This is a genomic window from Plantibacter flavus (assembly GCF_900177615.1).
GTDB lineage: Bacteria > Actinomycetota > Actinomycetes > Actinomycetales > Microbacteriaceae > Plantibacter > Plantibacter flavus.
On the sequence record NZ_FXAP01000005.1, the window covers coordinates 283,883 to 299,799 of the forward strand.

The 15,917-nt window shown below is 69.3% G+C and carries 12 protein-coding genes; 5 read left to right on the top strand and 7 right to left on the bottom strand.

Going from position 1 to position 15,917, the window contains the following annotated elements:
- Positions 1–54: 54 nt before the first annotated feature.
- The 3 genes from B9Y95_RS16080 to B9Y95_RS16090 all read right to left on the bottom strand — a co-directional run bounded on the left by B9Y95_RS16080 (position 55) and on the right by B9Y95_RS16090 (position 3,883).
- Entirely contained in the window at positions 55–1,104 is a 1,050-nt protein-coding gene (locus B9Y95_RS16080) for a hemolysin family protein (RefSeq protein ID WP_064295254.1), read from the bottom strand.
- Complete coding sequence (locus tag B9Y95_RS16085; RefSeq protein WP_085513336.1) at positions 1,101–2,420, bottom strand: hemolysin family protein; 1,320 nt, start codon at positions 2,418–2,420, stop codon at positions 1,101–1,103. Before B9Y95_RS16085 ends, B9Y95_RS16080 begins: the two co-directional genes overlap by 4 nt.
- A 149-nt stretch (positions 2,421–2,569) precedes the next feature.
- Positions 2,570–3,883 carry an MFS transporter gene (locus tag B9Y95_RS16090; protein ID WP_085513339.1) on the bottom strand — a complete coding sequence of 438 codons (1,314 nt, stop codon included), beginning with the start codon at positions 3,881–3,883 and terminating at the stop codon, positions 2,570–2,572.
- Between the two features lie 203 nt (positions 3,884–4,086).
- Between B9Y95_RS16090 and B9Y95_RS16095 the strand changes: the two genes are divergently transcribed.
- Positions 4,087–4,932 carry a LysR substrate-binding domain-containing protein gene (locus B9Y95_RS16095; RefSeq protein WP_085513524.1) on the top strand — a complete coding sequence of 282 codons (846 nt, stop codon included), beginning with the start codon at positions 4,087–4,089 and terminating at the stop codon, positions 4,930–4,932.
- Between the two features lie 15 nt (positions 4,933–4,947).
- On the opposite strand, the gene B9Y95_RS16100 is transcribed toward B9Y95_RS16095, so the two are convergent.
- Both B9Y95_RS16100 and guaB1 read right to left on the bottom strand, forming a co-directional pair.
- A complete protein-coding gene (locus B9Y95_RS16100; protein WP_085513341.1) occupies positions 4,948–5,247 on the bottom strand; it encodes a hypothetical protein in 300 nt (99 codons plus the stop codon).
- A gap of 48 nt (positions 5,248–5,295) precedes the next feature.
- On the bottom strand, positions 5,296–6,735 hold the full coding sequence (gene guaB1 / locus B9Y95_RS16105) for a GMP reductase (protein ID WP_085513526.1): 1,440 nt from the start codon (positions 6,733–6,735) through the stop codon (positions 5,296–5,298).
- A gap of 134 nt (positions 6,736–6,869) precedes the next feature.
- Between guaB1 and B9Y95_RS16110 the strand changes: the two genes are divergently transcribed.
- Together B9Y95_RS16110 and B9Y95_RS16115 are read left to right on the top strand one after the other, a co-directional pair.
- Positions 6,870–10,637 (top strand): multifunctional oxoglutarate decarboxylase/oxoglutarate dehydrogenase thiamine pyrophosphate-binding subunit/dihydrolipoyllysine-residue succinyltransferase subunit, encoded by a 3,768-nt coding sequence (locus tag B9Y95_RS16110; RefSeq protein ID WP_200811430.1) that lies wholly within the window; start codon positions 6,870–6,872, stop codon positions 10,635–10,637.
- Positions 10,638–10,791: 154 nt separating this feature from the next.
- Positions 10,792–12,495: a cation:proton antiporter gene (locus B9Y95_RS16115; protein ID WP_085513347.1), complete on the top strand. Its 1,704-nt coding sequence runs from the start codon at positions 10,792–10,794 to the stop codon at positions 12,493–12,495.
- A 16-nt stretch (positions 12,496–12,511) separates the two neighbouring features.
- Here the strand turns inward: B9Y95_RS16115 and B9Y95_RS16120 are convergent, their stop codons facing one another.
- Positions 12,512–12,763 carry a zf-HC2 domain-containing protein gene (locus tag B9Y95_RS16120; RefSeq protein WP_079707242.1) on the bottom strand — a complete coding sequence of 84 codons (252 nt, stop codon included), beginning with the start codon at positions 12,761–12,763 and terminating at the stop codon, positions 12,512–12,514.
- Positions 12,760–13,449, bottom strand: a complete 690-nt coding sequence (locus B9Y95_RS16125; protein WP_079707243.1) for a sigma-70 family RNA polymerase sigma factor — start codon at positions 13,447–13,449, stop codon at positions 12,760–12,762. Before B9Y95_RS16125 ends, B9Y95_RS16120 begins: the two co-directional genes overlap by 4 nt.
- 43 nt (positions 13,450–13,492) lie before the next feature.
- Between B9Y95_RS16125 and aroA the strand changes: the two genes are divergently transcribed.
- Together aroA and rsgA are read left to right on the top strand one after the other, a co-directional pair.
- The gene (gene aroA, locus B9Y95_RS16130) at positions 13,493–14,842 is read left to right on the top strand and encodes a 3-phosphoshikimate 1-carboxyvinyltransferase (protein ID WP_085513349.1); all 1,350 of its coding nucleotides are present in this window, start codon (positions 13,493–13,495) and stop codon (positions 14,840–14,842) included.
- Between the two features lie 4 nt (positions 14,843–14,846).
- The gene (gene rsgA, locus B9Y95_RS16135) at positions 14,847–15,908 is read left to right on the top strand and encodes a ribosome small subunit-dependent GTPase A (RefSeq protein WP_085513352.1); all 1,062 of its coding nucleotides are present in this window, start codon (positions 14,847–14,849) and stop codon (positions 15,906–15,908) included.
- Positions 15,909–15,917: the final 9 nt, after the last annotated feature.

Consider the following 15,917-nt stretch of genomic DNA (forward strand, 5'->3'; position numbering starts at 1 on the left):
GGCCCGCACGCGATCGCGTGCGGGCCGTCGTCGTGTCAGCGCTTCGTCGTCCGATCAGCGACGCCGGGTGGCGTCCTGGACCTCTCCGACGAGTTCCTCGATGATGTCCTCGAGGAAGAGGACCCCGGTGGTGGCGCCCGCTTCGTCGAACACCCGGGCGACGTGTGCCCCCGAACGACGCATCGTGGTCAGCGCGTCTTCGACGTCCGAGTCCTCGAACACCGACACCAGCTGCCTGATGTGCTTCGCGGGCACAGGGCGCTCTTCGTCGCCACTGCCGTCGAGGTCGTCGTACCGCAGGACGTCCTTCAGGTGGAGGTACCCGATCGGCACCGACTCGTCGTCGACGATCACGTAGCGGGAGTAGCCGTACTTCGCCACCGCGCGCTCGACGTCCGAGGGCGTCGCCTCCTCCGTCAGCGTGATGAGGCTCCCGAGCGGCAGAGCCACATCGTGGACCTTCTTCTCGGTGAACTCGAACGCCGCGACGAGCGCACCCGTCGAGTCGGTGAGCACACCCTCGCGGGTGGACTGGTCGACGATGGTCGCCACCTCGTCGAGCGTGAACGCGCTCGCAGCCTCGTTCTTCGGCTCCACCCGGAACAGACGGAGGACGGCGTTCGCGGTCGCGTTGAGGGACACGATGATCGGACGGAAGACGCGCGCCACGAAGACGAGCGGCGGAGCGAGCAGCAGGACCGCGCGATCCGGGATCGAGAACGAGAGGTTCTTCGGGACCATCTCACCGAAGACCACGTGGAGGTAGGAGACGAGGAGCAGCGCGATGATGAACGCCACCGTACCGATGGTCTCCTCGGGCCAGCCGGTGAGCGCCAACGGCACCTCCAGCAGGTGGTGGATCGCCGGCTCGGAGACGTTCAGGATGAGCAGCGAGCAGACGGTGATGCCCAACTGACTCGTCGCCAACATGAGCGTGGCGTGTTCCATGGCCCACAGCGCGGTCTTGGCGCTCCGGCTCCCCTGCTCGGCGAGGGGTTCGATCTGTGACCGTCGCGCGGAGATGACCGCGAACTCGGCACCGACGAAGAAGGCGTTCGCGAGCAGCAGCACCACGAGCCAGGCGATTCCTGCCCAGTCGCTCATGCGTCACCACCGTCCTCCGACACGACGGGTCTCGGGGTGAACCGGATCCGATCGATCCGTCGGCCGTCGAGTCGCTCGACGCGGAGCGTGCCGTCCTCGAGCTCGAGCTCGTCGCCTGAGACCGCGAGTCGTCCGAGCTCGCTCATGACGTAGCCCGCGACCGTCTCGTACGGACCGTCCTCGGGGACACGCACGCCGGCGCGCTCGAGGAGCTCGTCGGGACGGAGGCTGCCCGGGAAGGTCGTGGAGTCGCGTCCGCGGACCACCCCGGCACGCGAGCGGTCGTGCTCGTCGGCGACCTCGCCCACGAGTTCCTCGACGAGGTCCTCGAGGGTGGTCACGCCGGCGGTGCCGCCGTACTCGTCGACCACGACGGCCATCTGGTAGCCGCGTCCGCGCAGCTGCGAGAGCAGCACGTCCAGCTTCATCGTCTCGGGGACGCGCAGTGCAGGGGACTGCAGGGCGGAGACGGGCACCTCGCCGCGGCGGTCGCGCGGGACCGCGATGGCCTGCTTCACATGCACGACACCGGTGATGTCGTCGACGTCGGCATCGGTGACCGGGAAGCGCGAGTGACCGGTCGACCTCGCGAGGGCGAGCACCGCCTGGGCGGGTTCGCCGCGCTGGATCGACGCGATGCGCGGCCTGGGCGTCATGACGTCCGACGCATCGTGGCTCGAGAAGCGGAGGGTGCGGTTGAGCAGGGTCGCGGTGTCGGCCTCGAGTGTGCCCTCGAGTGCCGATCGACGCACGAGGGACGACAGCTCCTCGGCCGTCCGGGCTCCGGACAGCTCCTCCTTGGGTTCGATGCCCATCGACCGCAGCAAGCCGTTGGCGCTGCCGTTGAGGACGACGATGGCGGGCTTGAAGACCCAGGTGAAGGCCGTCTGGAACGGGACGACGAACTTGGCGGTCTGTCGGGGCAACGCGAGCGCGAAGTTCTTCGGGACGAGCTCGCCGATGATCATGCTGAGCAGCGTGGCGAGGGTGATCGCGACGATCGTCGCCACGACGGCGACGACGCCCTCGGGGATCCCGATGGAGCCGAGCGGGCCGGCGAGCATCGACGACAGCGCCGGCTCCATGGTGTAACCGGTCAGGAGGGTGGTCAGGGTGATCCCGAGCTGCGCGCTCGACAGGTGCGTCGAGGTGATCTTGAGCGCTGCGATCGTCATCGACAGGCGGGTCTCACCACGGTCGCGGCGGGCCTCGAGGTCGGCGCGGTCGAGGTTCACGAGCGCGAACTCGGAGGCGACGAAGAAGCCCGTCCCGATGGTCAGCACGAGGCCGACGCCGAGCATGATCCACTCAGACATGACGATCCCGTCCGTGCTGAGCGGTCGATGCCGGAGTGGGGGTTCCGTCGCCCGGATGGGCGATCGTCTCCCGTGATCGGGTCAGCACGGGGCTGGGATGGTGGCCGGGGGATCTGTCTGAAGGAGGGTCGTCCATTGTGCGGACGAGTCTATCGGACATCCGCGGCTGTGGAGCCCGGATTTCCGGGGTTCTTCTCAGCCTCCGCGAGACGCCGACGCTCCTCGGCCGCGCGACGCTTCCGACGCCGCACGAGGAGGAACCGCACGCCGATGCACGCCGCGGCGAGCGCCGGGACCCCGCCCGAGACGATCATGCCCACGTGTGCCCCGGCGACCTCGACGAGCCACCCCATGAGCGGACCGCCGATCGACTGTCCGCCGAGCAGCACGAGGATGTACAGCGACATCACCCGGCCGCGGATCGCCATGTTGGACGACAGCTGGACGAGCGAGTTCGCCGCCGTGATGAAGAGGAGGTTCGCGACCCCGCCCGCGACGAGCAGGAGGGCGAAGGGGAGGAGCACGGGCATCGCCCCGGCGGCCGCCTGCAGGACGCCGACCGCCGCCGCCGCGACGATCACGATGCGCAGGTCCACACCCCCACGCCTCGTCGACGCGAGCGCCCCGGTCAGCGCGCCGACGGCGACGAGGGCGTTGAGGAACCCGTAGCCGCTCGCGCCGATGTCGAAGACGTCCGAGGCGTAGGCGGCGAGTAGGACCGGCAGGTTGAAGGCGAACACCGACATGAACGCGACCATGATGACCGTCCACCGGATGGCCGGTTTCCGCATGGCATAGCCGAGTCCCTCCTTGAGCTGGCCCTTCGCCTTCGCGACGACCGGGGTCGGGACGAGTTCCGAGACACGCATGAGCGCCAGGGTGAGCACGACGCCGGAGCAGGCGAGGGCGTTGATCGCGAAGGACCAGCCGGAACCGACGGCGGTGATGAGGACACCGCCGACGGCCGGACCGACGAGCTGGCCGAGCTGGAAGACGGCGGAGTTGAGGCTGATGGCGTTCCGCAGTCTCGCCGGGCCCACGAGCTCGTTCACGAACACCTGTCTCGCGGGGTTGTCGACGACGGTGACGAGGCCGAGCATGAAGGCGATGACGTAGATGTGCCACACCTCGACCGCGCCGCTGAGCGTCAGGATCGACAGCGCGACCGCGAGGACGGCGGCGAGCGACTGCGTGATCATGAGCAGCACGCGCTTGGAGTAGCGGTCCGCGATCACGCCGCCGAGCAGTCCGAACAGCAGCATGGGCGCGAACTGCATGGCGACCGTGATCCCGACGGCGGCGACGCTGCCGGAGAGCTCGAGGACGAGCCAGTCCTGCGCGATGCGCTGCATCCCGATCGCGGTCGTCGCGACGATGTGCCCGATCGTGAAGAGTCGGAAGTTCGGGACGCGGAGCGAGGAGAAGGTGTCCCGCCAGGCGGGACGCTCCCCCACGATCGGCATGGGGGCGGTGGGCGGCGGTGGAGCGACGGCGGTGTCGGATGGAGGGGTCACGGAGAGGGCCAGCGTTTCGTATGTCGAGTGCGTGTCGTATGGGTGGAGCCGCGGAGGCCGTCGGCTCCCGTCCACGCTATTGCCGACGCGACCATTTCCGAGCAGGATGATCCCTATCAGTCCTATTCGATTCCCGAATGATCGGCTCACGCATGTTCGACCCCGCCCTGCTGCGCACCTTCCTGGCCGTCGCCGAGACGAAGAACTTCACCCGCGCCGCCGCGCAGCTCGGGTTGAGCCAGCCGACGGTCAGTCAGCAGATCCGACGGCTCGAGGAGGCTGCCGGCCGGTGGCTCGTCGTCCGGGACACGAGAGCGGTCCGCCTGACCGACAACGGTGATGCGATGGCCGGGTTCGCGCGCACCATCCTCGCTGCACACGCCTCGGCGGAGAGCTACTTCACCGGCTCGGCGATGAGCGGCCGACTCCGCTTCGGGGCCGCCGACGACCTCGCGATGACCCAGCTCCCCCGGATCCTGCGGCACTTCCGTCAGGGGAACCCGCAGCTGAACCTCGAACTCACCGTGAACCAGAGCGGACCGCTCTACCGCCGGCTGAAGGCGGGCGCCATCGACCTCATCTTCATCAAGATGCACCCCGGCCAGAACGAGGGCAAGCTCGTGCGGACCGACTCGATGGTCTGGGTCGGTCTCGAGAGGACCACGATCGAACCGGGCCAGCCCGTCCCCCTCATCGCCTATCAGGATCCGAGTCTCTCCCGGCAGCTGGCGATCGACGCCCTCGAGGCAGCCGGGCGCACCTGGCGGATCACCTGCAGCACCCGGGAGGTGAACGGCGTCCTCGCGGCGGTGCGGGCCGGGCTCGGCGTCGCGGTCTTCCCGCGCAGCCTGATCCCGAGCGACCTCGTCATGCTGAGCAACCGGCTGGAACTCCCGACCCTGGGCGGCGTCGACTTCACCCTGCTCGCGAACCCGTTGGCGGCGGCCGGCCCGGTGGAGGCGCTCTCCTCGGCCATCATGGACCGGTCGCTCGCCTGAGCGAGCACACGGCGGTCAGGCGTCGACGGACTCCGACGCCTCGGCGAAGGGTGCGGGGATGAGGTAGGTCTCGCGGACCTCGGCCGATCCGTGCGGGCCGCTGCCGTCGGGCGCGGTGAAGGGTTCGTCGAACTCGACGATCCAGGTCGTCAGCTGTTCGGTCCACACCGAGATGAACGCCGCGGCACGCTGGCGGCCGGGTGCGACGATGACCCCGGAGGCACGCTCCCCCGTCGAGGGATCGGATCCCGGGTCCACGAGCACGAGGACCTGCATGCCGACACCGAACCCGTGCGTCCCGCCGTTCACCACCATGGGCCCATCATCCCACCGCGGTCGTGCGTGCCGCACCAGCACCGCGGCTCACCAGGAGACGGGCAGCGCCTTGCCCTCCTCGTACCCGGCGGCCGACTGGACGCCGACGATGGCGCGCTCGTGGAAGCCGGGCACCGAGTCGGCACCCGCGTAGGTGAACGACGAGCGCACACCGGCGGTGATCATGTCGAGGAGGTCCTCGACCGAGGGCCGGAGCGGGTCGATCGTGATGCGGGAGGACGAGATGCCCTCGGCGAAGAGCGTCTTCCGCGCGAGTTCGAAGGGATCGAGTCGGCCGAAGCGCTCGTGCACGGCCTTGGTCGACGCCATGCCCCAGCTCTCCTTGTAGAGCGATCCGTCGGCGGCGCGCTGCAGTTCACCAGGAGCCTCGATCGTGCCGGCGAACCAGGAACCGATCATGACCGAGGACGCGCCGGCCGCGAGGGCGAGGGCGACGTCGCGGGGGTAGCGGACGCCACCGTCCGCCCAGACCTTCGCGCCGAGTGCGCGGGCGGTCGCGGCCGTCTCGAGCACGGCCGAGAACTGCGGACGTCCGACCGCGGTCATCATCCGCGTGGTGCACATCGCACCGGGTCCGACACCGACCTTGAGGATGTCCGCACCGGCGTCGACGAGGTCCTGCACCGCGACGGCGGACACGACGTTGCCGGCGACGATCGGGAGGCCGAGACCGAGGGCACGGACGGCCGCGATCGCCCGGAGCATCCCCTCCTGGTGCCCGTGGGCGGTGTCGATCACGAGGACGTCCACCCCGGCGGCGGCGAGCGCCTGCGCCTTCACGGCGACGTCGCCGTTGATGCCGATCGCCGCGGCGACCCGCAACCGGCCCGACGCGTCGAGCGCCGGCGTGTAGATGGTCGACCGGAGCGCGCTCGTCCGGCTGAGGGTGCCGACGACCGCGCCGTGGTGCAGCACAGGCGCGAACTCGAGGTCGGCGGCGACCATGAGGTCGAACGCGGCCCGGCCACCGGTCACGTCGTCGGCGTCGATCGAGGCGAGCGACCCGCGAGCGAGGTCGCCGAGTCGCGCATCCGGCAGCGCCGTGGCGAGACGCGCGGCCGGGATGCAGCCGGCGAAGGCGTCGTGCTCGTCGTGGAGCACGATGCCGTGGCCGGCGACCGCTGGGATCAGGCGCAGGGCGTCGGCCGCGGTCTGATCGGCTCGCATGATCAGCGGGGTGTCGAAGGCGACCGGCTGCTCCTTCACCCAGCGGATCGCCGCGTCGAGTTCCTGGAGCGGCATGTCCTGCGGCAGGACGCCGAGACCGCCGCGCCGCGCCAGTGCTGCCGCGAGGCGCGGCCCGGTGACGGAGTTCATGTTGGCGGACACGATCGGGATCGTGGCGCCGGTGGCGTCGTCCGGAGCCAGGTCGACGTCGAGTCGACTCGTGATCCCGGAGCGGCTGGGGACGAGGAACACGTCCGAGTACGTCAGGTCGTGGCTGGGAATCTCACCGATGAACCGCATGAGAACACCGTATCCCGACCGGCGTCCGAGCCGCACCGACGACGGAATGGGTTTAGGCTTGATGACTGGATCGTGCGGGCATGTTCCCTGCCTGCAAACAGTGAGAATTCAACGGAGAGAGTGGGCGATCGACGGTGTCGAGCCAGATGACCGGAGTGGGCGCCGATGACGGCGCAACGAACGAATTCGGAGCCAATGAATGGCTCGTCGACGAGATGTACGAGCAGTACCTCGTCGACAAGGATTCCGTGGACCGCTCCTGGTGGCCGATCCTCGAGCACTACCGGCCGGTGAACGGCGCAGCCCAGGGAACGACGGGCGGCCAGCCGGACGACGGTGCGGCATCCGCCGGCACCACGGCGTCGGCCCCCGCCCCCGCAGTGGCGGACGAGGCGGCCCGGGTCAACCCGCCGACGGCCCCGATCCAGGTCATCGGCGCGCAGCCGGTCGCCCGCACCACCTCGGTCCAGGCGAAGCCGGCCCCGATCCCGGCCGACGCCCCGATGACGAGCCCGAACCAGGTCCAGCAGCCGAAGAGCGACCAGACCGAGCCCGCTCCGGAGGACGTCGACAAGGTCACCGTGCTGAAGGGCATGGCCAAGTCGCTCGCCACCAACATGGACGCGAGCCTCACGGTCCCGACCGCGACGAGCGTGCGCACCATCCCGGCGAAGCTGATGATCGACAACCGCATCGTCATCAACAACCACCTGAAGCGCGCCAGAGGCGGCAAGGTCAGCTTCACCCACCTCATCGGCTGGGCCCTCATCCAGGCGCTGAAGGACTTCCCGAGCCAGAACGTCTACTACGAGGAGACCGACGGCAAGCCCACGGTCGTCGCCCCGGCGCACATCAACCTCGGCATCGCCATCGACCTCCCGAAGCCCGACGGCTCCCGCGCCCTCATGGTGCCGGGCATCAAGCGTGCCGACACCCTCACCTTCAACGAGTACCTCTCGGCCTACGAGGACCTCGTGACCCGCGCCCGCAAGGGCAAGCTCACCGGAGCCGACTTCCAGGGCGTCACGATCTCACTCACGAACCCCGGTGGCATCGGGACCGTGCACTCGGTCCCCCGTCTCATGAAGGGCCAGGGCTGCATCATCGGCGCCGGCGCCCTCGAGTACCCGGCCGAGTTCCAGGGCGCCTCCGAGCGCACGCTCAACGAGCTGGCGATCGGCAAGACGATCACGCTCACGAGCACCTACGACCACCGCGTCATCCAGGGTGCCGGCTCGGGCGAGTTCCTCAAGGTCGTCCACGAGCTGCTCATCGGCAGCCGCAGCTTCTACCAGGACATCTTCGCCGCGCTCCGCATCCCGTACGACCCGATCCACTGGTCGCCCGACATCAGCGTCGACCTCGCCGACGCCGTCGACAAGACCGCCCGCGTCCAGGAGCTCATCAACGCGTTCCGCGTCCGCGGCCACCTCATGGCCGACATCGACCCGCTGGAGTACGTGCAGCGTTCGCACCCCGACCTCGAGATCGAGACCCACGGCCTGACCTTCTGGGACCTCGACCGCGAGTTCGTCACGGGCGCCTTCGGCTCGGCCCGCACGGCAAAGCTGCGCGACATCCTCGGCGTCCTCCGCGACTCGTACTGCCGCACCACGGGCATCGAGTACATGCACATCCAGGACCCCGCGCAGCGCAAGTGGATCCAGAGCAAGGTCGAGCGCAAGTACGAGAAGCCGACGCACGACGAGCAGATGCGCATCCTCGGCAAGCTCAACGAGGCCGAGGCCTTCGAGACCTTCCTGCAGACGAAGTACGTCGGCCAGAAGCGCTTCAGTCTCGAGGGCGGCGAGTCCACCATCGCCCTCCTCGACACCATCCTCCAGGGTGCGTCGCAGGCCCAGCTCGACGAGGTCGCGATCGGCATGGCCCACCGCGGCCGCCTCAACGTCCTCACGAACATCGCCGGCAAGACGTACGGTCAGATCTTCCGCGAGTTCGAGGGCACCCAGGACCCGGCGAGCCACGGTTCCGGCGACGTGAAGTACCACCTCGGCACCGAGGGCACCTTCAAGGCCGAGGACGGCCGCGAGATCCCGGTCTACCTGGCAGCGAACCCCTCGCACCTCGAGGCCGTCAACGGCGTGCTCGAGGGCATCGTCCGCGCGAAGCAGGACCGCGGGCCGATCGGCGCGTTCGGCACCCTCCCGATCCTCATCCACGGCGACGCGGCGATGGCCGGTCAGGGCGTCGTCCTCGAGACGATGCAGCTGTCCCAGCTGCGCGGCTACCGCACGGGCGGCACGGTCCACGTCGTCATCAACAACCAGGTCGGCTTCACCACGCCTCCTGGCGAGGGCCGCTCCTCCATCTACAACACCGACGTCGCGAAGACCATCCAGGCGCCGATCTTCCACGTGAACGGCGACGACCCCGAGGCCGTCGTGCGGGTCGCGGAGCTCGCCTTCGAGTACCGCCAGGAGTTCAAGCGCGACGTCGTCATCGACCTCGTGTGCTACCGCCGACGCGGCCACAACGAGGGCGACGACCCGTCGATGACGCAGCCGCTCATGTACAGCCTCATCGAGGCGAAGCGCTCCGTGCGCAAGCTCTACACCGAGGCGCTCGTCGGCCGCGGCGACATCACCGAGGAAGAGTACGAGGCCGCGCACCGCGACTTCCAGGACCGCCTCGAACGCGCCTTCATGGAGACGCACGCCGAGCAGACCTCGCCGACGCCGATCCCGACCGAGGTCCTCGACGAGGACGGCTACTCCGGCGAACTCGAGACGACCGGCGTCTCCGAGGGCGTCGTGCAGCTCATCGGCGACGCGTTCAACAACAAGCCGGCCGGGTTCACCGTGCACCCGAAGGTGCAGCAGCTCCTCGAGAAGCGACTCGACATGAGCCGCAACGGCAACATCGACTGGGGCTTCGGAGAACTGCTCGCACTCGGATCGGTGCTCATCGAGGGCACCCCGGTGCGGATGTCCGGACAGGACTCCCGCCGCGGCACCTTCGTGCAGCGTCACGCCGTCCTCCACGACCGGGTCAACGGCCAGGAGTGGCTGCCGCTCGCGAACCTCAGCGACAACCAGGCCCGCTTCTGGATCTACGACTCGCTCCTCAGCGAGTACGCGGTCATGGGCTTCGAGTACGGCTACTCGGTCGAACGTGCCGACGCACTCGTGCTGTGGGAGGCGCAGTTCGGCGACTTCACCAACGGTGCGCAGACGATCATCGACGAGTTCATCTCCTCCGCCGAGCAGAAGTGGTCGCAGCGGTCGAGTGTCACGCTCCTCCTCCCCCACGGCTACGAAGGCCAGGGCCCCGACCACTCGTCCGCGCGGATCGAGCGGTTCCTGCAGCTCTGCGCCGAGGACAACATGACCGTCGCACGGCCGTCGACCCCCGCGTCGTACTTCCACCTGCTGCGTCGCCAGGCGTACGCCCGCCCGCGTCGGCCGCTCGTCGTCTTCACCCCGAAGGCGATGCTGCGTCTGCGTGGCGCGACCAGCCCGGTGGCGGACTTCACGTCCGGCCGCTTCGAGCCGGTGATCGACGACGCACGGATCACCGACAAGGCCGCGGTCAAGCGGGTGCTCCTGCACTCCGGGAAGATCCACTACGACCTCCTCAGCGAGCTGCAGAAGCAGCCGAACGACGAGATCGCCCTCGTCCGCGTCGAGCAGTTCTACCCGGTCCCGGTGGCCGAGCTGAACGCCGTGGTCGCGCAGTACCCGAACGCCGAACTGGTGTGGGTGCAGGACGAGCCGGAGAACCAGGGCGCGTGGCCGTTCATCTGCCTGGAGGCTGCCAAGCACCTCGAGGGTCGGACGATCCGCAACGTGTCGCGCACCGCGTCCGCCTCCCCAGCCACGGGTTCGGCGAAGCGTCACGCCGCCGAGCAGGCGGAGCTCCTCCGCACCGCGCTGGCGCTCTGACCTCAGCCGCACGACCGACGACCGCCCGTTCCGACGGGCGGTCGTCGTCGTCTGCGTCGTCGTCCGGGCGCGGGTGGTCAGCACGGCGCGGGTGGTCAGCACGGCGACAGCGATCCGTGAGTGGGTGGTGAGCCACCGCCAATAGGCTGACGCCATGGACTTCGCATTCCTCGCCGTCGTCGCGGTGGTGACCATCGTCGCGGTGGCCCGCTTCGCGAACAAGCTGCGCGTGGCAGCCCCGCTCATCCTCGTCCTGGTCGGGCTCGCCCTCAGCTACCTGCCGTTCGTGCCGGACGTCGAGGTCAAGCCGGAGTGGATCCTCGCCGGCGTGCTGCCCCCGCTCCTCTATTCGGCCGCCGTCAACGTGCCCCTGGTCGACTTCCGCCGCAACCTCAAAGCGATCTCCGGACTCTCGGTCGTCCTCGTCGTTGTGTCATCGGTCCTCATCGGCTGGATCCTGTCGACGATCCTCCCCGACCTGAGCCTGGCCGCCGGCATCGCCCTCGGTGCCGTCGTCAGCCCGACCGACGCGGTCGCCGCGACCTCCATCGGTAAGCGGCTGGGCATGCCGTCGCGACTCGTGAGCGTCCTCGAGGGCGAGAGCCTCGTGAACGACGCCTCGGCCCTCGTCCTCCTGCGCTCCGCCATCGCCGCGACCGCCGGCACGGTCTCGTTGTGGGGTGTCCTGGGCGACTTCGCCTATGCGGTGGCGCTCGCGATCGCGATCGGGATCGTCGTCGGGTTCATCACGGTCCGGATCCGATCCCGCCTCGGCGACCCGGTCCTGACGACGGTCATCTCCTTCGCCGTGCCGTTCATCGCGTATCTGCCCGCCGAGCACTTCCACGCCTCAGGCGTCCTGTCGGTCGTCGTCGCAGGACTCTACACCGGGCATCAGAGCGCGAAGTACTTCACCGCCCAGGACCGCATCAGCGAACGCATCAACTGGCGGACGACGCAGTTCCTCCTCGAGAACGGGGTGTTCCTGCTCATGGGGCTCGAGCTCGAGGCCATCGTCTCGCAGGTGGAGCAGGACGACCTCGGCATCTGGTCGTCGATCGGTCTCGGGTTGCTGACCGCCATCACCCTCATCGTCGTCCGCATCGTGTTCGTCGGCGTCCTCGTCTGGTCGTTGCGACGCGACGAACGGGAGGCTCTCGCCCGGCGGCCGAGACTGGAGCAGGTCTCCGCACGCCTCGAGGAGCATCCGACGGAGAACGCGCGTTCAGCCAAGCGCAAGGCCGCCTTCTCGAGGTCGATCGCCCGGCGGAGCGCCGACCTGGACTTCCTGCAACGCGAGGGACTCGGATGGCGGGGTGGCGCGGTCCTCGCCTGGGCGGGGATGCGTGGTGTCGTCACGATCGCCGCAGCGCAGTCGCTCCCGCTCGACACCCCGTATCGGGCGGAGTTGGTGCTCATCGCGTTCACGGTCGCGATCGTCACCCTCCTGCTCCAGGGCGGTTCCCTCCCGCTCGTCATCCGGCTGACCCGGGTCGGCGGGACGGACGAGCAGGCGGCGATGGCGGAACTGGCCGGTCTCGTCGAGGAGATCTCGACCGTCGGTGTGGCCGCCCTCGACGACCCGCAACTGCGAACGGACGGCGGGGAGCCGTTCGACTCCGCGGTCGTCGACCGGGTGCGCACGAGCAGCCTCATCCGCGTCGAGTCGGCGGCGGAACGGACCGATGCCGGCGTGGGCCCGCATGAGCAGTTCCGACAGCTGCGACGCCGAGTGCTCGACGCCGAACGCGATGCGCTCCTCGACGCGCGGGCGACCGGCAGCTACTCCTCCGAGGTACTGGCGAAGGCACAGCGGATGCTGGACGTCGAGGAGTCACGCCTCGACGGCGCCGGCTGACGCGGTCGGTCCGCCGTCAGGCGCTCTCGTGGGTGGCCTGGGTGGCCCGTAGCGACGCCAGGACCTGGTTCTTCAGGTCTTCGGGTGCCGTCTCCTTGCACGCCCGCTGGACGGCCTCGGTGAGGGTCTGGGCCACGAGCGCCTCGTTCTGACACTCCGGGCAGTTCGCGAGGTGCTCGCGGATGTCGGCCGCTTCGGTCGTGCACACCTCGTGACGGAGGTACTCCTCGAGGTCCTTCTTGGCCTTGTCGCAGCCGCAGTCGCTCATTTCTTGCTCCCCTGCTTCGTCACGGTGAACCCCCGGGACTCGGCGTAGTCGGCCAACAGGTCGCGGAGGAGTCGTCGGCCACGGTGCAGACGACTCATCACGGTCCCGATGGGCGTTTTCATGATGTCGGCGATCTCCTGGTAGGCGAAGCCCTCCACGTCGGCGAGGTACACCGCGAGGCGGAAGTCCTCCGGGATGGCCTGCAACGCGTTCTTCACGTCGCTGTCCGGCAGGTGATCGATCGCTTCGGCCTCGGCGGAGCGGCTGGAGGTGGCGCTGATCGACTCGGCGCCGCCCAACTGCCAGTCCTCGAGGTCGTCGATGGTGCCCTGGTACGGCTCGCGCTGCTTCTTCCGATACGTGTTGATGTACGTGTTCGTGAGGATGCGATAGAGCCACGCCTTGAGGTTGGTGCCCTGTTCGAACTGCGCGAACGCGGCGAAGGCCTTCACGAACGTCTCCTGGACGAGGTCCTGGGCGTCCGACGGGTTCTTCGTCATGCGCATGGCAGCGCCGTACAACTGATCGATGAACGGCAGTGCCTGTGCTTCGAACAGTGATCGGGGGTCCGGCTCGGCCGGAAGGGCTTCTGGGTCGACGGAGGTCATCACCGGCCAGTCTACGGCCAGCGCCAGACGGCCGTGATCGGCCTCCGTCACCGGTCGTTCCAGTACCGCTGTGGACATCCGCTCCTCCTTCTGCTCTCGACCCCGACTACTGTTGGAACCAATGTTGACCAATCCGTATTCCGCACCAGATTTCGACGTGTACGGCGATGCCGAACCCGAGCACGACGACGCAGCCTGGCCGGCGCCCGTCGCGGGCGGTCCGGTCGATGCGACCGTCTCGCTCCCAGGCTCGAAGTCGCTCACGAACCGCGAGCTCGTCCTGGCCGCTCTGGCCGACGGGCCCTCCCTCCTGCGCGCCCCGCTCCACTCGATGGACAGCACCAACATGGTCGAGGCGCTGCGCGCACTCGGGACCACCATCGTCGAGCGACCGGCGTCGGGCGCGTTCGGCAAGGACTGGCTCGTCACGCCGGGCGAGCTGTTCGGCAGCACGACCGTCGAGTGCGGGCTCGCCGGCACCGTCATGCGGTTCGTCCCGCCGCTGGCCGCCCTCGCCCTCGGGCCGACCGTGTTCGACGCCGACCCCTCGGCCAGGAACCGGCCGATGGCCACCATGATCGGCTCGCTCCAGGCGCTCGGCGTCGACATCAGCGACGACGGCCGGAAGGCGCTCCCCTTCACGGTGCACGGCACGGGCACGGTCGCGGGTGGCAAGCTCACGATCGACGCCTCGTCGTCGAGCCAGTTCGTGTCCGGCCTCCTGCTGGCCGCGGCCCGCTTCGAGCAGGGTCTCCACCTCGTCCACGAGGGCGAGCGTCTGCCGAGCCTGCCGCACATCGAGATGACCATCGCGGCCCTCGCGGCCCGCGGGGTGACCGTGGAACAACCGGCCGTCGGTGAGTGGGTCGTAGCCCCCGGCACGATCGCCGCGCTCGACGTCGACCTCGAGCCCGACCTCTCCAACGCCGCACCGTTCCTCGCTGCAGCGCTCGTCACCGGCGGAAGCGTCACGCTCCGCGGCTGGCCCACCTCCACCACCCAGGTCGGTGCCGACCTGGCGGACCTCCTGCCCCGCTTCGGCGCGACGGTCACCCTGGACGGCGACCGCCTCACCGTCACCGGCGGCGAGCGGATCACCGCGGTCGACCTCGACCTGACCACCGGCGGTGAGCTCGCGCCAGCCCTCACCGCACTCGCGGCACTCGCCGACGGACCGTCGACCATCACGGGCATCGGGCACATCCGTCATCACGAGACCGACCGCCTCGCGGCGCTCGCGACGGAGATCAACAAGCTCGGTGGCGCCGTGACGGAGCTGCCGGACGGTCTCCGCATCGAGCCGCGCCCCCTCCATGGCGGCGAGTGGTCGAGCTACCACGACCACCGCATGGCGACCACGGGAGCGATCCTCGGTCTCGTCGTGCCCGGGGTCACCATCGAGAACGTCGCGACGACCGCCAAGACGCTCCCACAGTTCACCGAACTGTGGCACGCGATGCTCGGGGGCTGAGCCGATGAGCTGGTGGGACGACGGCGTCGACGACGACGAGCCGGAACTCGACGAGTCGAGCATCAGGATGCGGCCGAACCCGAAGGCGAACCGCCCACGGACGAAGACGCGGCCCGAGCACCTCGATGCACTGACCGCACGCGTCCTCGCGGTCGACCGCGGTCGCTACACCGTGCTCCTCGACGAGGGCACGCCCGAGGAGCGCGTCCTGACGTCGACACGCGCTCGTGAACTCCGCAAGCAGGCCATCGTGACCGGCGACCGGGTCGATGTCGTCGGCGACACCTCGGGTGCCGAGGGCACGCTGTCGCGCATCGTGCGGATCGTGCCGCGCACGACGCTGCTCCGCCGCAGTGGCGACGACACCGACGCCATGGAGCGTGTCGTCGTCGCCAACGCCGACCAGATGCTCATCGTCGTCGCCGCCGCGAACCCCGAACCACGGGCCCGACTCGTCGACCGCTACCTCGTCGCCGCCTACGACGCGGGGATCACCCCGATCCTCTGCATCACGAAGACCGACCTCCAGGACCCCGACGAGTTCCTCGCGAACTTCGCCGGGCTCGGCCTGCGCGTGTTCCGCAGCCGGGAGGACGACGTCCCCCTCGCCGAGATCACCGAAGCCCTCGTCGGTCACGACACGGTCTTCGTCGGCCACTCGGGCGTCGGCAAGTCCACCCTGGTCAACGCCCTCGTGCCGACCGCGGAGCGCGCCACCGGGCATGTGAACGTCGTCACCGGGCGTGGCCGTCACACCTCCTCGTCGACCGTCTCGCTGCGCATCGAGGCGCCCGGAGGATCCGGGTGGGTCATCGACACCCCGGGCGTCCGCTCGTTCGGTCTCGGACACGTCGACACCGCCAACATCCTGAAGTCGTTCACCGACCTCGCCGAGATCGCGCTCGAGTGCCCGCGTGGCTGCACCCATCTGCCCGACGCCCCCGACTGCGCGATCATCGAGGCCGTCGCCGAGGGGCGGCTCGGGGAGAACGGCCCGGCACGCCTCGACTCGCTCCAGCGGCTGCTGGGCACCTTCGCGACGATCAAAGCCGACCAGTACTCCTGACTAGGCTTG